A 22,458-nucleotide genomic window follows, 5' to 3' on the forward strand; every position below is an offset into this window, starting at 1 on the left:
ACGCGGGACGCGCGGAGGATGAGCCCGCCCCCGTCCGTCACGGGGTGCGTGCCAGGGGGCTGCGGTGGCGCAGCAGCCACTCGTGGTAGCCGCTCGCCCGGCGCGCCGCGTCCATGTAGGCGGCCTCCAGCTCCGCGTACGCGACCGTGACGTCCGCCCCCGGCCGGGACACCAGGAGCAGCCGTACGGCGAGCGGGTCGCCCCGCAGCGGGCGGATCGCCATGTCGTCGCGTGGGCCCGACGTGGGCTGGCAGGGCGCGACGGCCTCCCCGAGGACGACGAGGGAGGCGGCCGTGAGGTAGTCGCCGTGCAGGACCGGTGGGTTCAGCCCGGCGGCCCCGAGCACCCGGCGCACCCCGTCCCACTCGCCGTCCACCGTCGGGTCGACCATCCAGGGGTCACCGGCCAGGTCCCCGAGCTCCACCACCCGGCGGCGGGCGGCGGGGTGGTCCCGGGCGAGGGAGATGAACTGCGGTTCGCGGTCCACCAGGACGCGCTGCTCCAGTCCGTCGGGAACGGCCAGCGGGCAGCCCTCCACCTCGTGCACGAAGGCGACGTCGAGGCGGCCCGCCTCGACCGAGCGCAGCAGTTCGTGGGCGGAGACCTCGACCCGCAGCGAGATGTCGGTGCCGGGCAGGGAGACCCGCAGCCTGCGCAGCCAGCCGCCGATGACCCGGCTCGCGGTGGAGCCGATGCGCAGCCGCGGCCCCGGGGGACGGTTGGCCTCGGCCTCCGCCAGCGCCTCGGCGACCAGGGCGCTCATGCCGTCGACCAGTGGGCGGGCGCGGCTCAGGACGGCCCGGCCGAGGGAGGTCGGGCGGCAGCCGGTGCGTTCGCGGCGGAACAGTTCGGCGCCCAGCGTGTTCTCGATCCGCCGCAGCTGGGTGGTCAGGGAGGGCTGGCTCACGCCGAGGTGACGGGCGGCCCGGTGCAGGCTTCCCGCGTCGGCGATGGCGCACAGCGCCCTGAGGTGCCTCACCTCAAGCTCCATGCAGCGGAGACTATGACCGCCCCTGCTCGCGCACCAGATGCCGCAACCCCCTCAAAAGATGTGATTTCGGGGGGTGTTGGGCGAGAGATGCCTGTGGGGATAGCGTGCGAGTGACGTGCACATGGAGTATGGATGAACCGTTGACCTGCGTCGCGACAGAAAACGAGGCGCTGATAGGGCGACGTTATCGCTGTTCGGCATCATCCCCGGCGACTGTGCCCCGGACCACACTCTCCCCGTACCGCCCCCGCGCTCCGTCCGTTCAGCGGACGACCCCCACAGCGCGGGTACATCGGACAGGTAGGAGAAATCCCCCCATGAGTCACCTCAGGACCGTCGTCGCCACCGCCGCCGCCGGGCTCGGCCTCGTCGCCGCGCTGGGCAGCGCACCCGTCGTCGCCGCCGCTCCGGCCCCTGCCGCCCCCACCGCCTCCACCACCATCGCCGCGTACAACGGCTCCGGCGAGAACGCGGCCGCCAACCGCGCCTTCCTCGACGCGGTCATGAAGTCCGTGGCCGAGAAGCGCGCCGCCAACCCGGGCATCAAGGCCGTCACGGTCACCTACGACGCGTCGGGTGCGCCGTCCTTCCGCAGCCAGATAGCCAGCAGCACCCAGATCTGGAACAGCGCGGTCTCCAACGTCCAGCTCCAGGAGGGCTCCGGCGCGGACTTCACCTACCGCGAGGGCAACGACCCGCGCGGCTCCTACGCCAGCACCGACGGGCACGGCCGCGGGTACATCTTCCTGGACTTCGCGCAGAACCAGCAGTACGACTCCACCCGGGTCACCACGCACGAGACCGGGCACGTGCTCGGCCTCCCGGACAACTACTCCGGTCCGTGCAGCGAGTTGATGTCCGGCGGCGGCCCCGGCCCGTCCTGCACCAACGCCCAGCCCGACGCCAACGAGCGGGCCCGGGTCAACCAGCTGTGGCAGAACGGTCTGGCGGCACTCGCCCGCTCCGCCTCCTGACCGAAATGCCCGCCCGCTCCGCCTCCTGACCCGGGAGACCCGGCAGCAGGGTGGCAGAGACCGGCCGGTCCCGTGTCCCGGGACCGGCCGGCACCCTCCCCACGCCAGAGGACCGTTCCGCTCGCGGAACGGTCCTCTGTGCTGCCCGCGCCTCCCGGCACCTCCCGCCGCCGGATGCCCGGCGGAGAGCGGGAGGGCGGCAGACACCGGGCGGCGCACGACGCGCCTCAGGCGTTCACCGGCGGGAAGGCGCCGCGCCTCGGTGTTCTCCAGCCGGAAGACGCCCGCGTCTCAGGCGTTTTCCAGCGGGAAGGCGCCGCGGTGGCCGGTGCCCGCACCGCGCGCCGGGCGGGCCTCGAACGCGCGACAGCTCCAGATCTCCTGGACGAACCCGGTCCGGCGCTCCCACAGCTCCAGGACATCGCCCTCACCCGACGCCTCCCGGTAGGCGTCCTTGACCTCGCGGAAGCAGGCGAGGGTGCCGGAGAGAGAGCGGTCGGAGGCCGGGAGGTAGTCGGAGAAGGCGCAGGCGATACAGGTCTGGAGACGCGTCCCGTCCGGAAGGGCCCGCTGGACGGAGGCCAGGGCGGCGGCGAAGTCGCTTTCGGCGCGGGCCGATTCGTAGACCGCACCGTTCAGGTGGAGCGCGAGATGGAGATTCGGCTCGGCCCGGCGCAGCGAGAGCAGGCAGCTGAGCGTGGCGTGGCGGAGCGCGCCCGCGACGAGGACGGGAAGCGGCAGGTCCCACTCCAGTACGCAGTCGGTGAGCACGCCCTCCGCGAGGGCGGCGGTGCCGTGCTCCGGCGGTGTGCCCGCGAGCGGGGCCAGGGTGGCGAAGCTCGCGCCCTCGAAGTCGACCCCTCTGATCCGGAGGCGGAGCCGCCGCCCGTCCGTGGTGAGGACGACGGCCTCGGAACCCTCGCGGTCCCGGTACCAGCCTGCCCACGACTCATCTGTCATGGGCAGGGACTGTAGCCTCCCCCCGCAGAGCCCCGGACACCCCCCTCGGGCAGTTCAACGCGCCCCGGGCTCGCGCCACATGGGCCACATCGGCGGACCGTCCGGCAGTTCGACGGTGCGGCCGGTGGGACGGAAGCCGAGCCGTTCGTACAAGGTCATGCCGCGGGCGCTGCTCGCCTCCAGATACGCGGGCAGCCCCGCCTGGTCGCAGCGGTCCAGCTCCGTCGCGATCAGCTCCTCCCCGATGCCCTTCCCCTGCCGTTCGGGCGTGACGCCGATCATCAGCAGGTAGGCGTGCGCGCGGTCGTGCGGGTGGATCGCCCCGGTGAGCCTCCCCACCAGTTCGCAGCGCTCGTTGCCGGGGTCGGCGGTCCGCCGCATCAGCGCGGGGGTCGGGTCCTCCTCCTCGGGCGCCCCGGCGGGCACCGAGAGCCACAGGGCCACCCCCGCGTCGCCCTCCGCGATGTCGATGAAGCCCTCGGCGAGGGCGACGTCCACGAAGACGCCGAGGAACTTCCCGTGCACCGCCCGCCGGTGCGGCTCGTGGGGGAAGACCCAGCTGCTGACCGGGTCGTGGTGGAAGGCCTCCTCCATGACCGAGACGACCAGCCCCCGGTCCTCCGGATGCGCCCGCTGTATCCGTATGCCCATGACCGGCTGCCCGCCCCTTCCACTGTCCATCGCAAGCTTCAATCAACCTCCGGAATACTAGAGTTGGGACATCGGCGCCGATCGCGGCGGCCGGTGACGGCCACTCTTGAAGGCCGGTCGTGACGGTCCGTCAGCTGGTGCGGCGGGTGACGAACTCGGCCAGGGCCAGCAGGTCGCCCGCGCCGCCCGGGTCGGGGACCGCCCGGGAGAGGTGGTGGAGCGCGCGGGCCATCCGGTCGGCCGCGCAGGCCTGGGCCCAGTCCCGCCCGCCGGCCCGGTCCACCGCGTCGGCCGCCCGGCTCACCTCGGCGGACGTGGTCATGGGCCCTTGGTAGAGGGCGGCCAGTTCGGTGGCGGCCGGGGTGCCCGAGGTGAGGGCGGCGACCACGGGCAGGGACTTCTTGTGCGCGGCGAGGTCGGCCCCGACGGGTTTGCCGGTGCGCTCCGGGTCGCCCCAGATGCCGATCAGGTCGTCGATGAGCTGGAAGGACAGACCTGCCTCCCGCCCGAAGCCGTCCATCGCCCGGACCGCCCGGTCCTCGGCCCCGGCGTAGAGGGCTCCGAGCGCACAGGCGCAGCCGAGCAGGGCGCCGGTCTTGGCGGCCGCCATGGTCAGGCACTCGTCGAGGGTGACCTCGTCGGGGCCGCGCTCGGCGAAGGCGCAGTCCGCCTGCTGGCCCGCGCACAGCTCGATGACGCAGGTGGACAGGCGGGCGGCGGCACGGGCGGCGGCCGGGTGGGGGTCCTCGGCGAGCAGCCGCTGGGAGAGGGCGAGCAGGGCGTCCCCGGTGATGACGGCGTCCGGGAGGCCGAAGACCGCCCAGGCGGTGGGCCGGTGCCTGCGGGTGGTGTCCTCGTCGATGACGTCGTCGTGGAGCAGGGTGAAGTTGTGGGCGAGTTCGACGGCGACGGCGGCCCGGACCGCCCGTTCGGGATCGCCGCCGAGCGCGCGGGCCGCGGCCAGCACGAGGGCCGGCCGGATGGCCTTCCCGGACTGGCCCTCGGCGGGCGTTCCGTCGGCGTTCTCCCAGCCGAAGTGGTACATCGCGATCCGGCGTATGCCGCCGGGCAGCGACTCCACGGCCGATCGAAGAGGGGGGTCGACGACGGCGCGGGTGCGCTCCAGCAGCGCCGCGGCCTCGTGCCCTTCCGTCGCTGCGTCCGTACTGGTCATGGTCACGGTCACTCCCTGGGGCGAGGCGATGGGTGCGGACCCCGGGGGTCCGGGCAGTGGTTCCCGCCCGGACCCCGGGGGATGACTCGACGTCAGCGCCAGCGGCTGACCTCGACGTTCTCCAGCACTCCGAGGGCGTCCGGTACCAGGATGGCGGCGGAGTAGTACGCCGTCACCAGGTAGGAGATGATCGCCTGTTCGTCGATGCCCATGAAGCGGACCGACAGGCTGGGCTCGATCTCGTCGGGGATGCCGGTCTGCTGGAGGCCGATGACGCCCGATTCGGCCTCGCCTGTCCTCATGCAGATGATGGAGGTGGTGCGGGCGTCGGTGACGGGGATCTTGTTGGACGGGAAGATCGGCACCCCGCGCCAGGCGGGCACGTGGTGGCCGCCGATGTCGACGCTCTCGGGGACGAGTCCGCGCCGGTTGCACTCCCGGCCGAAGGCGGCGATGGCGCGCGGGTGGGCGAGGAAGAGCTTCGATCCGCGGCGGCGTGAGAGCAGTTCGTCCAGGTCGTCGGGGCTGGGAACCCCGTCGTGCGGCTGGATCCGCTGCCCGTAGTCGCAGTTGTTGAGCAGTCCGAACTCCCGGTTGTTGATCAGCTCGTGCTCCTGGCGCTCGCGCAGCGCCTCGACCGTGAGCCGCAACTGCTGCTCGGTCTGGTTCATCGGCTGGTTGTAGAGGTCGGCGACCCTGCTGTGCACCTTCAGCACCGTCTGCGCGACGCTCAGTTCGTACTCGCGCGGGGCGGCGTCGTAGTCGACGAAGGTGTGCGGGACGACCGCCTCGCCGACATGTCCGGCGGAGAGGTCGATCTCCGCCTCGCCGTACTTGTTGGTCCGCTGATGCGGGATGGTGAGCAGACCGGCGAGATGGGCGCGGAGCGCGTCGGACCGCTCCGCCAGGTTGAACACGTCCGCGCGGCTGAGCGTCAGCAGCGTGCACGCGGTGACCGCGCGGGCGGTGTACTCCCAGGCGGCGTTGCCGTCCACCAGGCTCTGGTCCCCGAAGTACGCGCCGTCGGCGAGGACTTCCAGCTCCGTCTCGTCGCCGTAGAGACCGGTGCCGATCTTCTCGACCCTGCCGTGGGCCAGCAGGAAGACGCGGTCCGCCGCGTCTCCCGAGGCGGCGAGCACCTCCCCCGCGGGCACGTCCCGCTGTTCGCACCTGCGGGCCAGTTCGGCGAGCACCTCCTCGTCGCCGAAATTGCGCAGGGCGGGCAGCTCGCCCAGCTCGGCGGGGATCACGGTCACCCGGTCCCCGGTCTGGACGAAGGTGACCCGGCCGTCCCCGACCGAATAGCTGAGCCGACGGTTCACCCGGTACGTACCGCCCTGTACCTGCACCCACGGCAGCATCTTCAGCAGCCACCGTGAGGTGATCTCCTGCATCTGCGGCGCGGACTTGGTGGTCGTCGCGAGGTTCCTCGCAGCCGCCGTGCCCAGACTCTGCTGCGGCGGCGTCTGCGTGTCGCGAACCTCTTCACCAACGGACATCTGACGTCCTCTCGATCATGGGCTGACCTGCGATGAAGAGCCTTGCAGCAGGGCGAGTCGGCACGCCATTACACAAAAGAGTGTGACTAATCCGTCTTCGGGCGGGGCACACCGCCGCCGGACACCTCACACCGGGAACCGCGCGGTCCGCCGACCCGCCGACCGGGTGCCGTCGCGCCCCGGCACCGGGGCGCGACAATGAGCGGGTGAACGACCCGTCCCCGCTCGACGCCCGGCTGCGCCCCCGGCTGCCCTCCCCGCTGCACGAGGTCCGGGACGAGCGCTTCGCCCGCCACGGGGTGCGGCTGCTGCTCAAGCGGGACGACCTGATCCACCCGGACCTGCCGGGCAACAAATGGCGCAAGCTCGCCCCCAACCTGGCGGCCGCCGCCGGACGCCCGGTGCTGACGTTCGGCGGCGCGTACTCCAACCATCTGCGGGCCACCGCCGCGGCCGGGCGGCTGCTGGGCTTTCCCACCATCGGCGTCGTCCGGGGCGACGAACTCGCCCACCGGCCGCTGAACCCGTCGCTGGCCCGGTGCGCCGCCGACGGGATGGCGCTGCGCTTCGTGGACCGGGCGACGTACCGCGCGAAGGGCTCCCCCGAGGTCCTGGAGGGGCTGCTGAGCCGGTACGGGGACGTCGCGGTCGTCCCGGAGGGCGGCAGCAACGCACTGGCCGCACAGGGCTGTACGGCGCTGGGGCGCGAGTTGGCCGGAGAGGTGGATGTGGCGGCCGTGGCCTGCGGGACGGGCGGGACGCTCGCCGGTCTCGCCGCCGGGCTGGGTCCCGGACAGCGGGCGCTGGGCGTGCCCGTGCTGCGCGGCGGATTCCTGGCCGGGGCGGTGGAGCGGCTCCAGCGCGAGGCGTTCGGCGCTCCGGCCGGGACCTGGTCGCTGGAGGAGCGCTTCACCTTCGGCGGTTACGCCCGTACGACACCGGAACTGGAGGCGTTCGCCGTCGGCTTCGAGGACCGGCACGGGCTGCCCGTGGAGCGGGTGTACGTCGCGAAGCTGCTGTTCGCCCTGGTCGCGCTGGCCGGGGAGGGGGCGTTCGCGCAGGGCGCCCGGGTGGCCGCCGTGGTCACGGGGACCCCCGGCCCCCCGTGATCCGACAGCCCGTGATCCCACACCCCGTAGGGGGTGTCACGTCTCGTCGGTCTCCCGGTAGGCAGCCGCCTCCTCCAGGTCCAGTCGCCGCAGGAGCGTGCGCAGCATCTCGTCGTCGATCCGCCGCTGGTCGCGGAGCCGGACGAAGACCTCCCGCTCGGCCTCGATCATCGCGCGCGACAGCCGCCGGTAGGTGTCGTCCGCCGATTCCCCGGTGACCGGGTGGGCGGCCCCCAGGCGCTCCCACACGGCGTTGCGGCGGCGTTCCAGGACGGTGCGCAGCCGGTCGGCGAGCGGTGGCGGCAGGCTGTTGCGGGGGTCGGCGAGGAGTGCGTCCAGCCGGGCCTCGGCGGCCGTGGACGCCTCGCTCTGGGCCTGCGCCTCGATCAGGGTCTCCTTCTGCGGGTCGCGCCCCGGGAGCTTCAGGGCGCGGACCAGGACGGGCAGGGTGAGGCCCTGGATGACCAGGGTGGCGATGACGGTGGTGAAGGTCAGGAACAGCACGAGGTTGCGGGCCGGGAACGGTGCGCCGTCGTGCGTGACCAGGGGGATCGAGAAGGCCACGGCCAGGGAGACGACCCCGCGCATCCCGGCCCAGCCCACGATCAGCGGCGCGGTCCAGTCCGTGCCGGGCTCCCGCTCCCGCACCCGGCGGGAGAGCCACCGGGGCAGGTAGGTGGCCGGGTAGACCCAGACGAAGCGGACGGCGACGACGGCCAGGAAGACGACGACCGCGTACCCGAGCGCCTCCCCCACCCCGAACGTGTCGAGTCCCTTCAGGACGAAGGGCAGCTGGAGCCCGATGAGGGCGAACACCGCCGACTCCAGGACGAAGGCGACCATCTTCCACACGGCCGCCTCCTGGAGGCGGGTGGCGAAGTCGACCTGCCAGGAGCGGTGGCCCAGGTAGAGGGCGACGACGACCACGGCGAGGACGCCGGAGGCGTGCACCCGTTCGGCCGCCGCGTAGGCCACGAAGGGGATCAGGAGGGACAGCGTGTTCTGGAGGAGGGCCTCCTTGAGGTGGGTGCGCAGCCAGTGCAGCGGCACCATGAGCAGCAGCCCGACGGCCACCCCGCCGACCGAGGCGAGCAGGAACTCGCCGATCCCGGCGGCCCAGCTCACCCCCTCCCCCACCGCCGCGGCCAGTACCACCCGGAACGCGGTGATCGCGGTGGCGTCGTTCACCAGGGACTCGCCCTGGAGGATCGTGGTGACCCGGGCGGGCAGCCCCACCCGGCGGGCGATCGCGGCGGCGGTGACGGCGTCCGGCGGCGCGACGACGGCACCGAGGACCAGCGCCGCGGTGAGCGGGAGGTCCGGGATGATCCGGTAGGCCAGCCAGCCCACCGCGACCGTCGCGAAGAGGGTGTAGCCGACCGAGAGCAGGGCGACCGGCCGGATGTTCGCCCGCAGGTCCAGGTAGGAGCTGTCCACCGCGGCCGTGTAGAGGAGCGGCGGGAGCAGCAGCGGGAGCACGATGTGCGCGTCGAGGTGGTACGTCGGGACACCCGGCAGATAGCTGGCCGCGAGCCCCACGGCGACCAGGATCAGCGGGGCGGGTACGGGGGTGCGGCGGGCGGCTCCGGCGACGGCCGCACTGACCGCGACCAGGGCCACCAGCTCCAGCGCGTCCATGTCAGCGCCCTCTCGTCGGCCCCGGATCCGTCGTAACCTGCCCATCATGAGCGAGTGCGCGCATGTAGCGGATCTGCCACGCCCCGAACCCGTGCCGCTCGGCGAGACCTGCGCCGAGTGTCTGGCGGCGGGCACCCACCCCGTGCAGCTGCGGCTCTGTCTGACCTGCGGGCACGTCGGGTGCTGTGACTCGTCGCCGCTGCGGCACGCGAGCGGACACTACCGGGCGACCGGTCACCCCGTCATGCGGAGCTTCGAGGCGGGCGAGAGCTGGCGCTGGTGCTTCGAGGACGGTTCGATCGTCTGACGTGTGGGTACGTCAATCCGGCGCTGGTTCTTCTTAATTGGCGGCCGCAGACCCCTAGCCACTGTGCGTATATGTATGCCTACCATGAGTGACGGTCGGGGACTGGGGTCCGCGTCGCACGGCATCATGGATCCGATAGCGTCGCCAAGCCAAGAACCGTCGACGGACCGTATGGCTCCGGGCCACCCTTCCCGGAACCTCGAAAGACTTTGTGCCACCTTGGAGGTGAGGGTGTCCCAGATCGCAGGCGAGCCCGGGAATCAGGACTTCGTAGAGGTCCGGCTGCCCGCTGCGGGTGCCTACCTGTCGGTGCTGCGAACGGCCACGGCCGGTCTCGCGGCGCGCTTGGACTTCACGCTCGACGAGATCGAGGATCTTCGTATCGCGGTCGACGAGGCCTGCGCGATCCTGTTGCAGCAGGCCGTGCCGGGCTCCGTCCTCAGCTGCGTCTTCCGGCTCGTCGACGACTCCCTCGAAGTGACGGTGTCGGCCCCCACCACGGACGGCCGGGCGCCGGAGCGCGACACCTTCGCCTGGACGGTGCTCTCCGCCCTGGCGGGCAAGGTCGACTCCACGGTCGCCGACGACCGTACGGTCAGCATCAGCCTCTACAAACAGCGCGGCGCGGGCCCCGGGCCGGCGTGAGCGAGGGGAACGGGGACGGTCCTGTGCGGGACGAGACGATCCGACCCGGGGTGGTGCGCCCAGCGGGCGTCCCGGAGCAGCAGGCCCGGCCGCATCCGGAGGACGGAGCGGACGGGCCCGACAGGCTCAACGTCGCGGAGGAGCAGCAGTCGCAGGCAGATCGGGCGGGCCAGATGAGCGAGCACGGGCACCACGATCCACACGACCGCAGCGGGGCGCGGGCCCTGTTCGTCGAGTTGCGGGAGCTGCCCGACGGCTCCGCGGAGAAGGCCGAGCTGCGCAACCGGCTGGTGCGGATGCATCTGCCGCTGGTCGAGCACCTGGCGCGGCGCTTCCGCAATCGCGGTGAGCCGCTGGACGACCTGACCCAGGTGGCCACGATCGGGCTGATCAAGTCGGTGGACCGCTTCGACCCGGACCGGGGCGTGGAGTTCTCCACGTACGCGACCCCCACGGTGGTCGGGGAGATCAAGCGCCACTTCCGGGACAAGGGCTGGGCGGTGCGGGTGCCGCGCCGACTCCAGGAGCTGCGGCTGTCGCTGACCACGGCCACCGCCGAGCTGTCCCAGCAGCACGGCCGCTCGCCGACCGTCCACGAGCTGGCCGAGCGGCTCGGCATCTCCGAGGAGGAGGTGCTGGAGGGCCTGGAGTCCGCCAACGCCTACAGCACGCTGTCGCTGGACGTGCCGGACACCGACGACGAGTCCCCCGCGGTCGCCGACACCCTGGGCTCGGAGGACGAGGCGCTGGAGGGCGTGGAGTACCGGGAGTCGCTGAAGCCGCTCCTGGAGGATCTGCCTCCGCGTGAGAAGCGCATCCTGCTGCTGCGGTTCTTCGGGAACATGACCCAGTCGCAGATCGCCCAGGAGGTCGGTATCTCGCAGATGCACGTCTCCCGGCTGCTGGCCCGCACCCTGGCGCAGCTGCGCGAGCGGCTGCTCGTCGAGGAGTAGTCCCGGCGCGGGCGGGCCCGGGGGTCAGGCGTCGGGGGTCCTGGCCGGCCCGCGGCGGATGCCCAGCACCTCGGTGGTCGCCGGGTTCAGGACGAGCACCAGCCCGGTCACGGCGACCACCGCCAGGACGATCCCCGCGGGGATCAGCGCGCCCTGCGACCGCAGCAGCGTCCAGGCCACCGGCAGCGCCATGATCTGGGTGATCAGCGCGGGGCCCCGGCTCCAGCCGCGCAGCAGCATCAGCCCGCGGGCGGCGAACAGCGGGATGGCGCCCAGCGCGACCAGGGTGATCCCGGCCGTCTCCGCCTGGAGGGCGGATTCGAGGCGGCCGAGCAGCCCCATCACCAGCAGGTAGATCCCGCCGACGGCGAGTGCGGCGCCTTCGAGGGCGTTGATCCCGGCGAGAAGGGTGATCCTGCGGGGGCGCTCCGTCACGGCGGGCGAGGGGGAGGACGAGGTCGCTTCGGTGCTCACGCCTTTCAGGTTGGCATCTCCGGGGGCCCGAAGTGAAGCCGGGGTGCGCGGGTGCGGGTGGACGGGCGACGGCGGTCACAGCACGTCACCGGCCGTCGCGCGGTGAACCGTGGCTGCGATGCCGGACCCGGCGCTGGGTAGGCTGGCTGACATGCGCGCACTCCTCGTGGTCAACCCAGCTGCTACCACCACCAGTGCGCGCACCCGTGACGTACTGATCCACGCTCTGGCCAGCGAGATGAAGCTGGACGCGGTGACCACGGAGTACCGGGGCCACGCGCGGGATCTGGGGCGGCGGGCCGCGGACAGTGACGACATCGACCTGGTGGTCGCCCTCGGCGGCGACGGCACGGTCAACGAGGTCGTGAACGGGCTGCTGCACCGGGGTCCCGATCCGGAGGGACTGCCGAAACTCGCGGTGGTCCCCGGCGGTTCCACGAATGTCTTCGCCCGCGCGCTGGGGCTGCCGAACGACGCGGTGGAGGCGACCGGCGCGATTCTGGACGCCCTGGAGAAACAGACCGAACGCACGGTCGGGCTCGGACTCGCGGCCGGAACCCCGGGTACCGCGGACGAGGCAGTCCCCGAACGCTGGTTCACTTTCTGTGCCGGTCTCGGATTCGACGCGGGCGTGGTCGGCCGCGTCGAACAGAAACGCGAGGGCGGCAAACGTTCGACGCACGCTCTGTACGTACGCCAGGTGGTGCGGCAATTCCTCAACGAGGCCCACCGGCGGCAGGGGACGATCACGCTCGACGTGCCCGGCCAGGACCCGGTCACCGACCTCGCGCTCTCCATAATCTGCAACACCGCCCCCTGGACCTACCTGGGGAATCGTCCGGTGTACGCCTCCCCGAAGGCCTCCTTCGACACCGCGCTGGACATCCTGGGACTGAAGCGGCTGTCCACCCCGGCGGTGGCTCGTTACGGCACCCAGTTGCTCACGTCGAGTCCCGAGAGAGGGCCGCACGGTAAGCACGCTGTTTCACGGCATGACCTCACCGACTTCACCTTGCATTCAAAGGTTCCACTGCCCTTCCAGATGGACGGCGACCACTTGGGACTGCGTACGAGCGTGACGTTCACAGGCGTACGCCGTGCACTGCGTGTGATTGTGTGAGTGGAAGGGTCGAAAGTCCTTTAACTCGAACGTTTGGACTGGGTCCCACCCCTAAGAAGTGCGCCTGTGACCTAGTCGACACCGAGGAATCAAAAAAAACTTTCCAGAAGGGGTTGTATCCGTCGCTGAGGTTTGGGAATCTCTTCATGGCGATCGGGACGGCCCGCAACACCGGCCTCCACTGAGAGCCAGAACCCCTCCTCACTGCACAGACCACGCCCAGTTCTCCTGGGGGTCGGCCCGTCATCTGTGGGGGGATTCGTGAAAGCGTTCACATTCACAAGCAACAAGCGTGTCATACCAAGGAGAGGTAGCAGCCATGGACTGGCGTCACAACGCCGTTTGTCGTGAGGAAGACCCCGAGCTGTTCTTCCCCATCGGCAACACCGGTCCCGCGCTGCTGCAGATCGAGGAAGCCAAGGCTGTCTGCCGCCGCTGCCCCGTCATGGAGCAGTGCTTGCAGTGGGCGCTGGAGTCCGGCCAGGACTCCGGCGTCTGGGGTGGCCTCAGCGAGGACGAGCGCCGCGCGATGAAGCGCCGTGCCGCTCGCAACCGGGCGCGTAACGCCAGCGCCTGAGCGCCCCCCGCACCGAGCCCCAGCCCGGCGGCGCGTACAGAGCGTACGCACAGCCCCGCCTTCGAGTCGCAGCGCGCAGTACCCCGGAGCGCATCGCATCGTGAGCACCACGGAGCGGGCCCGGACCGTCACCACGGTCCGGGCCCGCTCCGCTGTGTGCGGCGGGTTCGCCGGCAGGCGTTACTTGGCGCCCGGGACCGGGAGGTCCAGCACCACCTGGGTGCCGCGCCCGGGGGCCGGGACCATGCCGAAGACGCCGCCCAACTCCCCCTCCACCAGGGTCCGTACGATCTGGAGGCCGAGATTTCCGGCCCGCTGCGGGTCGAACCCCGCGGGCAGCCCGCGCCCGTCGTCGGTGACGGTGATCAGCAGCCGCCCCTCGGTGGGCGATCCGCCGCGCACGGCGGAGACCTCGACCGTGCCGTGGTCGGCCAGGGCGAACGCGTGCTCCAGGGCGTTCTGGAGCACTTCGGTGAGGACCATGGACAGCGGGGTCGCGACCTCGGCGTCCAGGATGCCGAAGCGGCCGGTGCGCCGGCAGGTCACCCTGCCCGGGGAGATCTCGGAGACCATCGCAATGACCCGGTCGGCGATCTCGTCGAACTCGACGCGCTCGTCCAGGTTCTGGGAGAGCGTCTCATGGACGATGGCGATCGAACCGACCCGCCGGACCGCCTCGTTGAGCGCCTCGCGGCCCTGCTCGGAGTCCATCCGGCGGGCCTGGAGGCGCAACAGGGCGGCCACCGTCTGGAGGTTGTTCTTCACCCGGTGGTGGATCTCCCGGATGGTCGCGTCCTTGGTGATCAACTCGCGTTCGCGGCGGCGCAGTTCGGTGACGTCCCGGAGCAGGACCAGCGAGCCGATGCGCGGGCCCTTGGGCTTGAGCGGGATGGCGCGCAGCTGGATGACCCCGCCCGCGCACTCGACCTCGAACTCGCGGGGCGCGTAGCCGCTGGCGACCTTGACCAGCGCCTCGTCCACCGGCCCCCGGGAGGGCGCCAGTTCGGCGGTGACGGTGCCGAGGTGGTGGCCGACCAGGTCGGAGGCGAGGCCCAGACGGTGGTAGGCGGAGAGGCCGTTGGGGCTGGCGTACTGGACGATTCCGTCGGCGTCCAGCCGGATCAGCCCGTCGCCCACCCGCGGCGAGGCGTCCATGTCGACCTGCTGGCCGGGGAAGGGGAAGGCCCCCGCGGCGATCATCTGGGCCAGGTCGGAGGCGGACTGGAGGTAGGTGAGCTCCAGCCGGGAGGGGGTGCGCACGGTGAGCAGGTTGGTGTTGCGGGCGATGACGCCGAGCACCCGGCTCTCCCGCCGTACGGGGATGGACTCGACCCGGACGGGCACCTCCTCGCGCCACTCCGGGTCGCCCTCGCGCACGATCCGGCCCTCGTCCAGGGCCGCGTCCAGCAGGGGGCGGCGGCCGCGCGGCACCAGGTGACCGACCATGTCGTCCTGGTAGGAGGTGGGGCCGGTGTTGGGCCGCATCTGCGCGACGGAGACGTACCGCGAGCCGTCCCGGGTGGGGACCCACAGCACGAGGTCGGCGAAGGAGAGGTCGGAGAGCAGCTGCCACTCCGAGACCAGCAGATGGAGCCACTCCAGGTCGGAGTCGCTCAGAGCGGTGTGCTGGTGGACGAGGTCGTTCATGGAGGGCACGGTTGGAGCGTACCCGGGGTCACCGCGGGCGTTCGAACCGCTCGGGCCCGTCCAGCCGCGCGCGGGGGTGTGCGGTGGAGCGGGAGGGGCAGGCGTGGAGCAGGGCCGGAGAATGTCGTGCACATGGATGGACACGGGCAATTGGTCTAGTCCACAATGAGGGCAGCAGACCTCCGTTCTCCCCGCACAGGAGGACGGACCGAGGCACCCGGCGCTCTCTGCCCTGACCGCGCCGGTGCCTCTCGTGGCCGGAGGCACCGCACACCGCCGGCCAGGCGGGCCTGCCTTTTGGAACAGGCCGGATCAGTGAGCGGGGTCCGGGCCGTGCAGCCGCACGGCGGAGGAGGAAACCGACGCGAAGCGTCGGAGTCCGGCCGACGCCGCGGAGGTGCGGGCCGGGGCATGCGAGCCCGGCCTGGTCCGAAAGGCAGGCCCACAGCTCCGGGCTGCGGCGCCGGGCGGGCTGAGGGTCCCGCTCCGGCGCCGCGGCCCGCGAGTGTTTCCGGGGCCGCGCCCCCCCCTGCTGCCCGCGGTCCCCGCCGCCCGCTCCCCCGGCCGGGCCCTCCCGCATCCCGGCTCCCGTCTCTCAGCGGGTCTCGGTGACCTTGGCCAGGGCGCGGGGCGCGTCCGGGTCCTGGCCGCGGGCGATCGTCACCTCGTACGCCAGCATCTGGAGCGGCAGGATCTCCAGGATCGGCTGCACCTCCTCCGGTACCCCGGCCGTGGGCAGCGAGAAGCCCGCGGACGCCGCTTCGACCTGGGTGCGGGGCCCGACCACGAAGAGATCCGCACCGCGTCCGCGCAGCCGGTCCAGCACCGGCTGGAGGGCCTCGCCGCCCCAGCCGTCGGTGACCACGGCGATGACCGGGGAGATGTTGTCCACCATGGCCAGCGGGCCGTGCAGCAGATCCGCGCCGGAGTAGGAGAGGGCGGGGATGTAGCTGGTCTCCATCAGCTTCAGGGCCGCCTCCTTGGCCGTGGGGTAGCCGTAGCCGCGCGAGGTGATCACCATGCGTTCGGCGAAGCGGTAGCGGGCGGCCAGCGCCTTGATCTCGGCGCGGCGGCCCAGGATCGCGCCCGCGAGGTCGGGCAGGCCCGCCGCGTCCCGCGTCCCGTCCTCGCCGCCGAGGCCCCGCACGAAGAGGTAGAGGGAGAGCAGGGACGCGGTGTAGGTCTTGGTGGCGGGGAGCGCCTTCTCCGGGCCCGCCAGGATGTCGATGTGGTACTCGGAGACGGCGGCGAGCGCGGAGTCCGGGTTGTTGGTGACGGCGAGGGTGATCGCCCCCGCCTCCCGGGCGGCCCGCGTGGAGGCCACCAGGTCCGGCGAGCCTCCGGACTGGCTCACCGTGATCACCAGGACGTCCCGCAGATCGGGCGTGGCCCCGTAGGCCGTGGTGGTGGACATCGAGGCCAGTCCGCAGGGCAGCCCGAGCCGGATCTCCAGCAGGTACTTCGCGTACAGCGCCGCGTTATCGGACGTGCCCCGCGCGGTGAGCAGCACGAACCGGGGCCGCCGGGCGGCGATGTCGGCCGCGACCTCGCGGATGCGGGGCGCGCCCTGTTCGAGGATGCGGCGCAGCATGGCGGGCTGTTCGGCCATCTCGCCGGACATGATGCGGCCGGGCTCGTCGCCCTGGCCGCTCCGGCCGGCCGGAGGAGACACGGACATGTGGGGGCCTTTCTGCGGTGTCGGCTGCGGTGTCGCCGTACCGGACAAGTCGACCAGGCAATTCCGCGGGCCGCCAGCGGGCCGGGGCGGGCGGGGAAGGGGGCCGCCGATGTACGGACTGTTCACCGTACGGCTGTCCGGTTCTGCTAAGTTGGAGGCTGATTGGTCTATACCACATCCTCTCCTAGTCAGATCGGCAGGCACAGCGTGGAAGTTGTCATCGTCCCGGACGCCACGGCGGGCGGCGAACTGATCGCGGAGGCCATCGCGGCTCTGCTCGGCCGCAAGCCCGACGCCCTGCTCGGTGTCGCCACCGGCTCGACCCCGCTGCCCGTCTACCGCGCGCTGGCCGCGAAGGTCACCGCCGGAACGGTGGACGCCTCGCGCGCCCGGATCTGCCAGCTCGACGAGTACGTCGGGCTGCCCCCGGGCCACCCGGAGTCCTACCGCTCCGTGGTGCTGCGCGAGGTCGTCGAGCCGCTCGGGCTGTCCGAGGCCTCCTTCATGGGCCCCGACGGCGCGGCCGAGGACGTCCAGGCGGCCTGCGAGGCGTACGACCGGGCGCTGGCGGAGGCGGGCGGAGTCGACCTCCAGCTGCTGGGGATCGGCACCGACGGGCACATAGGCTTCAACGAGCCCTGCTCCTCGCTCGCCTCGCGCACCCGGATCAAGACGCTGACGGAGCAGACCCGGGTGGACAACGCGCGGTTCTTCGACGACGACATCGACCAGGTGCCGCACCATGTGATCACTCAGGGCATCGGGACGATCCTGGACGCCCGGCACCCGGTGCTGCTGGCCACCGGCGAGGGCAAGGCGGAGGCCGTCGCCCAGACCGTGGAGGGGCCGGTCGCCTCGATCGTGCCCGCCTCCGCGCTCCAGCTGCACCCCCACGCGACGGTGGTGGTCGACGAGGCGGCGGCGTCCAAGCTGAAGCTGGCGGACTACTTCCGCGCCACCTACGCGGCGAAGCCGGCCTGGCAGGGGCTGTAGGGCCCGCCCCGCACGGCGAGGGGCCGGGACACCCGATGGTGTCCCGGCCCCTCGCCGTCGTAACGGCCCTTCGGCGTGCTGGTGCCGGTCAGGACTTCACGTCGGTGATCGCCTCCACGGCGGCCTCCCCGCAGACGCGGGCCGCGCCGTGGGTGGCCGCGTACAGCGCACCCCTGGGCTCCGACTGCGGCAGGCCCATCTCCACGACGATCGTGTCCGGGCGCGCCACCAGAAGGGCGTCGAGCGCCTGGCGCATCCAGGCGTGCCGGTGCTCGTCGCGGACGACGGCCACGATGCGCCGCTCCCCCGCCGCCGCCAGGGCCGCGGCCGCCGCGTCGTCGCTCTCGGCGGTGAAGGTGTCCGCCTCGGTGCCGGGCAGCAGCGCCGCCAGGCCCGCCGCGATCCCCCACGGGGTCTCGCCGCCGACCGCGATGTTCGCCACCGGGTTGAACGTCGCCACGTACGCCGCCTCGGTCAGCCGGTCGCCGGAGCCGGTGACCCGGACCGCGCGGCGGGCGGCCACCAGGCCGATGTCGGAGCTGACTCCGGTGCCGGGCGCGGTCCCCTCCTGCACTTCCGCGCCCGGCTCCGGGACAACCCCCCGGGCCCTCCGCGTCCAGGACGTGAGGGCCCGTACACGGGCGGCCGCGTCCGCGAGCCGCTCCTCGGGCAGTTCCCCGCTGCGTACGGCTCCGACGAGGGCGTCGCGGAGCCGCAGCACCGGCTCCTCGTCGCACAGACCGCCGCCGACGCAGATGGCGTCGCAGCCCGCGGCGATCGCGAGGACGGTTCCCTGCTCCAGGCCGTAGGTCTTGGAGATGGCCTCCATCTCGATGCCGTCGGTGACGATCAGGCCCTCGTAGCCCATCTCCTCGCGCAGCAGACCCGTGAGGATCGTCGGGCTGACGGTGCCCGGACGGTCCGGGTCGAGTGCGGGAAGAAGAATATGCGCGCTCATCACCGATTGGGAACCCGCGGCGATGGCCGCGCGGAAGGGCACCAGTTCACGGGCGTGGAAGGTGTCCAGGTCCACGTCGATCCGGGGGATCGCGTGGTGCGAGTCGACCGCGGTGTCCCCGTGCCCGGGGAAGTGCTTGGTGCAGGCGGCGACGCCGGAGGCCTGGAGGCCCTCGACGTACGCGGCGGTGTGCCGGGCGACCAGGCGGGGGTCGGCGCCGAAGGAGCGGACGCCGATGACCGGGTTGCTCGCGTTGGCGTTGACGTCGGCGGAGGGCGCCCAGTTCAGGTCGACGCCGCACTCGGCGAGCCGGCGGCCCAGCTCCTGGGCGACGGCCCGGGTGAGGTGGACGTCGTCCACCGAGCCGAGGGCGTAGTTGCCGGGGAACGAGGAGCCGTGGACGACCTCCAGGCGGGTCACGTCCCCGCTCTCCTCGTCGATGGCGACGAGCAGGTCCTCGCGCTCGGCACGCAACTGCCGGGTGAGGGCGGTCAGCTGCTCGGGCGTGCGGACGTTGCGGCCGAAGACGCCGACCGCGCCGAGGCCCTCGCCGACGCGGCGCAGCAGCCAGTCGGGGGCGGTGGTGCCGGTGAAGCCCGGCTGGAGCACCGCGAGCGCGTCCCGCGTGAGGGTGTCGGTGCTGGATACGGAAGTGGTCATGACGCGCTATCCCTTCACTGCGCCGGAGGTGAGACCCGTGGCCATCTTCTTCTGGATGATCATGAAGAAGATGACGACGGGGATGGCGATCATCGTCGAGGCCGCCATGAGGGCGCCGTAGTCCGTGCCACGCTCGGTCGTGAACGTCATCAGCCACACGTTGAGCGTGTACTTGGAGTTGTCGTTGATCAGGATGTACGCGAAGAGGTACTCGTTCCACGCGTTGACCAGGGCGAAGATCGACGCCGCGGCCAGCCCGGGGGCGAGCAGCGGGAAGATCACCCGGCGGAAGGCGCCGAACCGGGTGCAGCCGTCGACCATCGCGGACTCCTCCAGCTCCACCGGGATGTTGACCACGAAGCCGCGGATCATGATGGTGGCGAAGGGGAGCGTGGAGACCAGGTAGACGACGATCAGGCCCCAGTACTCGTCGACCCCGCCCATCGCGTTCAGCTGGGCGTAGATGGGGATGAGCATCGCCGTCGGCGGGAGCATCTGGACCAGGATCATGGTCAGGATGAGGGCCTTGCGGCCGAAGAACCGGAACCGTCCGATCGCCAGGGCCGCCAGCGTCGCGATGATCATGCCGCCGACCACCGCGGTGACCGCGACGATCAGGCTGGACTGGATGGCGGTGGTGAAGTTCGGCTGCTCGGTGGCCCGGACGAAGTTGTCGAAGGTGATCGACGTGGGCCAGAGCGTCTGGTCGTAGCTGCGGATCTCCCGGTTGGGCCGCAGCGCGCTGATGACGAGCCAGTAGACCGGGAAGACCATGACCGCGGCGATGACCAGGCCGAGGATGTCCAGGTGGAGACGGCTCTTCTTGCGGTCGGGGCGCAGGGCGGCTGTCTGGGTCGTGCTGCTCATTCGACTTCTCCCGTCTTCATGAGCTGGCGCAGGTAGTACACGGCGACGCCGGACAGCAGCACGACCGTGATCAGGGCGATCGCGGTGCCCTGGCTGAAGGAGGTGGACTCGAACGCCTTCGAGTAGGAGTAGAGGCCGAGGGTCTCGTACTCCGGCTCGGGCTTGTTGCCGCGCAGCAGCCAGATCTGGCCGAAGACGTTGAAGTCCCAGATCACCGAGAGGGTGGCGACCATGGTGAAGACCGGCTTGATGACCGGCCAGGTGACGTACTTGTACACGCCGTAGCCGGTGGCCCCGTCCAGGGAGGCGGCCTCCTCCAGTTCCTGGGGGACCTGGGTGAGGGCGGCGTAGAGGGTGACGACCACGAACGGGATGGCGCCCCAGACGACGAGCAGGGTGATGATGCCGAAGCCCTGCACGGGGTTGAGGTACCAGTTGTGGCCGAGCCAGTCCTCGCCGACGACCTTGGCTATCAGCGTGTTGATCAGGCCGTAGTCGGAGTCGGCCATGAACCGGAAGATCGAGGCGGCGACCATCAGCGGCATCGACCAGGCGGCGATCAGCGCGACGGTCAGCACCAGCCGGACCCAGTTGGACAGGCGGCGCATCAGCAGGGCGACCAGCAGGCCGATGCCCATGGTGAGCACCACGCAGATCGCCATGAAGGCGACCGTGCGGAAGGTGACCCACCAGAACTCGGAGTCCCCGAGGATGTTGGTGAACTGTTCGAAGCCGACCCAGGGGGCGGGATCCCCGGTCCACAGCTCGCGGCGGCCCATGTCCTGGAAGGACATGACTACCGTCTTGCCGAGCGGGTAGAGGTAGACAGCGGCGATCGCGAGGATCGCCGGCAGGATCAGCAGATAGGGGAGGAGTTCGCCCTTCTTCCGCTTTCTCTTCGGTCCACGGGGTCTGCCGCCGTCGGTGGACGACGCCATCCCGTTCGGCTGCGGGTCGGGGGGCAGAGGGACCGGAGGCCCGACGGCCTTGGTATCAGCGGCAGACACGTGGCTGACCTTCCATCGCGGGTCCGGGGCGGACCCCGGAATTCACGGCGTGCACTTACGGGAACGGAGCAGGGGACCGACAGAGTTGCCGGCCCCCCGTCCTGGCGACCTAGAAGGTCAGGACTGCTTGTTGATCAGAGCGTTGATCTCGTCGTCCGCCTTCTTGGTGGCGTCGGCGACGGAGCCGCCCTTGAGGATCGCCAGGAGCATGTTCTCCAGGATCTCCTCCTTCTCGATGGAGGCCCAGCCCGGAGCGATCGGCGTGAACCAGGCGTCCGGCACGGCGTTGGCGATGGCCGCGGTCTCCGGCTTGGTCTTCAGCGGCTCCAGCTGCTTCTCGTTGTTCGGCAGGATGTTCTTCGCCGCGAGAGCTTCCATGTTCTTGGCGTTGGTGAAGATGGAGATCCAGTCCTCACCGAGGTCCTGGACCTTCGACTTGGAGATGGTCGCCAGGTCCGAGCCGCCGATGAAGGACGGGAGCGCCTTGCCGTTCGGGCCGGGCATACCGGCCGTGGCGATCTTGCCGGTCAGCTCCTTGTTGCCGTTCTGGCCCTCGGTGACGCTGCCGGCCTCCCACGCCTGGCCGTAGATGACCGCGGCCTTCTCGTTGGCCATGACGTTGGCGTGGTCCTGCTCGTCCTTCGTCTGGTCGGCCTTGTTGAACTTCTTGACCAGGTCCACGAAGTGCGTGATGCCCTGCTGCGCCTCCGGGGTGGAGAGCGCGCCCTTCCACTCCTTGGAGCCCTCGTCGTAGGTGGCTATCTCGCCGCCGAAGGCGGTGACGTAGGACATCGCCGAGTACCAGTAACGGCCCGGGTAGTAGAGGGAGGAGGTGCGCTTGTCCTTCTTGCTCTGCTCGGCGTAGACCTTGTCCATCGCCGAGAGGAACTCGTCCTCGGTCTCCGGCAGGACGTCCTTACCGGTGCCGGCCTTCAGCATGTCCTTGTTGTAGATGGCCACGCGGGCGCTGGCGTAGTAGGGGACGCAGTAGGTCTTGCCCTCGTAGGAGCAGGTGTCCTTGAGGCCCTTGATCCAGGTGTCCGAGTTCTCGTACTTCTTGGTGTCGATCTCGCCGAGCGCACCGTTGAGGATGTACTGCATGGTCTCGGTGTTGCCGAGTTCGACGACATCCGGGAACTTGTCGCCGCCGAGGGAGGTGTCCAGCTTCTTGATCTTGTCGGCCCACTGCTGGTACTGGACCTTGACCGTCACCCCGGGGTACTTCTTGTTGAACTCGGTGTTGACGCCCTTGACCAGCTCCGGCCACGTGGACTGAGCCTCGCCCATCAGCCAGACGGTCAGGGTCTCCTTGCGGTCCTTGGGGTCCTGCGACGATGCTTTGTCGTCGGAGCCACACGCCGCGACCGAAACCAACATGCCCGCGACACCGATCGCCGCGATGAGCTTGCGCTTCACGTCAAACCCTCCTCAGGGATGCTGCAACCCCACCCACCGCGAAGACATTCGACGAGTTCTGCTGGGGCTGGACCTGGTCTTTAATGGTTTAGACCAGTACCCGGGAGCTTGGCCTAGACCTTTAGGGGTGTCAAGGGTGTATAAGAAGTGCACTCGCGTC

General features: G+C 71.1%; 21 protein-coding genes. 8 read left to right on the top strand and 13 right to left on the bottom strand.

The features are described 5' to 3' along the window. Positions 1 to 37: 37 nt before the first annotated feature. Positions 38 to 991 carry a LysR substrate-binding domain-containing protein gene (locus ACIRRU_RS02200; RefSeq protein WP_403675051.1) on the bottom strand — a complete coding sequence of 318 codons (954 nt, stop codon included), beginning with the start codon at positions 989 to 991 and terminating at the stop codon, positions 38 to 40. A 317-nt stretch (positions 992 to 1,308) separates the two neighbouring features. On the opposite strand from ACIRRU_RS02200, the gene snpA reads away from it, so the two are divergent. After that, positions 1,309 to 1,965, top strand: a complete 657-nt coding sequence (gene snpA, locus ACIRRU_RS02205) for a snapalysin (RefSeq protein ID WP_363200911.1) — start codon at positions 1,309 to 1,311, stop codon at positions 1,963 to 1,965. 291 nt (positions 1,966 to 2,256) lie between these two features. On the opposite strand, the gene ACIRRU_RS02210 is transcribed toward snpA, so the two are convergent. The 4 genes from ACIRRU_RS02210 to ACIRRU_RS02225 all read right to left on the bottom strand — a co-directional run bounded on the left by ACIRRU_RS02210 (position 2,257) and on the right by ACIRRU_RS02225 (position 6,249). Further along, a complete protein-coding gene (locus ACIRRU_RS02210) occupies positions 2,257 to 2,925 on the bottom strand; it encodes a DUF6304 family protein (RefSeq protein ID WP_403675055.1) in 669 nt (222 codons plus the stop codon). Between the two features lie 54 nt (positions 2,926 to 2,979). Then, complete coding sequence (locus ACIRRU_RS02215) at positions 2,980 to 3,576, bottom strand: GNAT family N-acetyltransferase (protein WP_403675058.1); 597 nt, start codon at positions 3,574 to 3,576, stop codon at positions 2,980 to 2,982. Positions 3,577 to 3,706: 130 nt separating this feature from the next. Continuing rightward, complete coding sequence (locus ACIRRU_RS02220) at positions 3,707 to 4,750, bottom strand: family 2 encapsulin nanocompartment cargo protein polyprenyl transferase (protein WP_403675061.1); 1,044 nt, start codon at positions 4,748 to 4,750, stop codon at positions 3,707 to 3,709. Positions 4,751 to 4,842: 92 nt separating this feature from the next. After that, a complete protein-coding gene (locus tag ACIRRU_RS02225) occupies positions 4,843 to 6,249 on the bottom strand; it encodes a family 2B encapsulin nanocompartment shell protein (protein WP_403675064.1) in 1,407 nt (468 codons plus the stop codon). A gap of 206 nt (positions 6,250 to 6,455) precedes the next feature. Here ACIRRU_RS02225 and ACIRRU_RS02230 point away from each other — a divergent pair, with 206 nt between their 5' ends. After that, complete coding sequence (locus ACIRRU_RS02230) at positions 6,456 to 7,358, top strand: 1-aminocyclopropane-1-carboxylate deaminase/D-cysteine desulfhydrase (RefSeq protein WP_403675066.1); 903 nt, start codon at positions 6,456 to 6,458, stop codon at positions 7,356 to 7,358. Positions 7,359 to 7,394: 36 nt separating this feature from the next. Here the strand turns inward: ACIRRU_RS02230 and ACIRRU_RS02235 are convergent, their stop codons facing one another. Continuing rightward, on the bottom strand, positions 7,395 to 8,996 hold the full coding sequence (locus ACIRRU_RS02235) for a Na+/H+ antiporter (protein WP_403675068.1): 1,602 nt from the start codon (positions 8,994 to 8,996) through the stop codon (positions 7,395 to 7,397). A gap of 46 nt (positions 8,997 to 9,042) precedes the next feature. Here ACIRRU_RS02235 and ACIRRU_RS02240 point away from each other — a divergent pair, with 46 nt between their 5' ends. The 3 genes from ACIRRU_RS02240 to ACIRRU_RS02250 all read left to right on the top strand — a co-directional run bounded on the left by ACIRRU_RS02240 (position 9,043) and on the right by ACIRRU_RS02250 (position 10,901). After that, complete coding sequence (locus tag ACIRRU_RS02240) at positions 9,043 to 9,303, top strand: UBP-type zinc finger domain-containing protein (RefSeq protein WP_363200919.1); 261 nt, start codon at positions 9,043 to 9,045, stop codon at positions 9,301 to 9,303. A 231-nt stretch (positions 9,304 to 9,534) separates the two neighbouring features. After that, entirely contained in the window at positions 9,535 to 9,948 is a 414-nt protein-coding gene (locus ACIRRU_RS02245) for an anti-sigma regulatory factor (RefSeq protein WP_003966375.1), read from the top strand. Between the two features lie 23 nt (positions 9,949 to 9,971). Further along, entirely contained in the window at positions 9,972 to 10,901 is a 930-nt protein-coding gene (locus ACIRRU_RS02250) for an RNA polymerase sigma factor SigF (protein ID WP_363200921.1), read from the top strand. A 24-nt stretch (positions 10,902 to 10,925) separates the two neighbouring features. On the opposite strand, the gene ACIRRU_RS02255 is transcribed toward ACIRRU_RS02250, so the two are convergent. Beyond that, positions 10,926 to 11,375: a hypothetical protein gene (locus tag ACIRRU_RS02255; RefSeq protein WP_403675072.1), complete on the bottom strand. Its 450-nt coding sequence runs from the start codon at positions 11,373 to 11,375 to the stop codon at positions 10,926 to 10,928. Between the two features lie 151 nt (positions 11,376 to 11,526). On the opposite strand from ACIRRU_RS02255, the gene ACIRRU_RS02260 reads away from it, so the two are divergent. Both ACIRRU_RS02260 and ACIRRU_RS02265 read left to right on the top strand, forming a co-directional pair. Next, entirely contained in the window at positions 11,527 to 12,495 is a 969-nt protein-coding gene (locus ACIRRU_RS02260) for a diacylglycerol/lipid kinase family protein (RefSeq protein WP_403675075.1), read from the top strand. A gap of 319 nt (positions 12,496 to 12,814) precedes the next feature. Then, on the top strand, positions 12,815 to 13,072 hold the full coding sequence (locus ACIRRU_RS02265) for a WhiB family transcriptional regulator (protein WP_003953983.1): 258 nt from the start codon (positions 12,815 to 12,817) through the stop codon (positions 13,070 to 13,072). A 180-nt stretch (positions 13,073 to 13,252) separates the two neighbouring features. On the opposite strand, the gene ACIRRU_RS02270 is transcribed toward ACIRRU_RS02265, so the two are convergent. Next, positions 13,253 to 14,719: a sensor histidine kinase gene (locus ACIRRU_RS02270; protein WP_403675605.1), complete on the bottom strand. Its 1,467-nt coding sequence runs from the start codon at positions 14,717 to 14,719 to the stop codon at positions 13,253 to 13,255. 595 nt (positions 14,720 to 15,314) lie between these two features. Further along, positions 15,315 to 16,397, bottom strand: a complete 1,083-nt coding sequence (locus ACIRRU_RS02275; protein WP_403675078.1) for an SIS domain-containing protein — start codon at positions 16,395 to 16,397, stop codon at positions 15,315 to 15,317. Positions 16,398 to 16,604: 207 nt separating this feature from the next. Between ACIRRU_RS02275 and nagB the strand changes: the two genes are divergently transcribed. Then, positions 16,605 to 17,390, top strand: a complete 786-nt coding sequence (gene nagB / locus ACIRRU_RS02280; protein ID WP_403675080.1) for a glucosamine-6-phosphate deaminase — start codon at positions 16,605 to 16,607, stop codon at positions 17,388 to 17,390. An 88-nt stretch (positions 17,391 to 17,478) separates the two neighbouring features. Here nagB and ACIRRU_RS02285 read toward each other — a convergent pair whose 3' ends face one another. From ACIRRU_RS02285 to ACIRRU_RS02300, 4 genes are all read right to left on the bottom strand, one after another. Continuing rightward, on the bottom strand, positions 17,479 to 19,008 hold the full coding sequence (locus ACIRRU_RS02285) for a glycoside hydrolase family 3 protein (RefSeq protein ID WP_403675083.1): 1,530 nt from the start codon (positions 19,006 to 19,008) through the stop codon (positions 17,479 to 17,481). A gap of 6 nt (positions 19,009 to 19,014) precedes the next feature. Further along, positions 19,015 to 19,875: a carbohydrate ABC transporter permease gene (locus tag ACIRRU_RS02290; protein ID WP_363200928.1), complete on the bottom strand. Its 861-nt coding sequence runs from the start codon at positions 19,873 to 19,875 to the stop codon at positions 19,015 to 19,017. Continuing rightward, positions 19,872 to 20,882, bottom strand: a complete 1,011-nt coding sequence (locus tag ACIRRU_RS02295) for a sugar ABC transporter permease (protein ID WP_363200929.1) — start codon at positions 20,880 to 20,882, stop codon at positions 19,872 to 19,874. Before ACIRRU_RS02295 ends, ACIRRU_RS02290 begins: the two co-directional genes overlap by 4 nt. A gap of 117 nt (positions 20,883 to 20,999) precedes the next feature. Next, entirely contained in the window at positions 21,000 to 22,298 is a 1,299-nt protein-coding gene (locus tag ACIRRU_RS02300; protein WP_363200930.1) for a sugar ABC transporter substrate-binding protein, read from the bottom strand. Positions 22,299 to 22,458: the final 160 nt, after the last annotated feature.

This window comes from Streptomyces sp. NPDC101181 (assembly GCF_044767975.1).
In the GTDB taxonomy this organism is placed as follows: domain Bacteria; phylum Actinomycetota; class Actinomycetes; order Streptomycetales; family Streptomycetaceae; genus Streptomyces.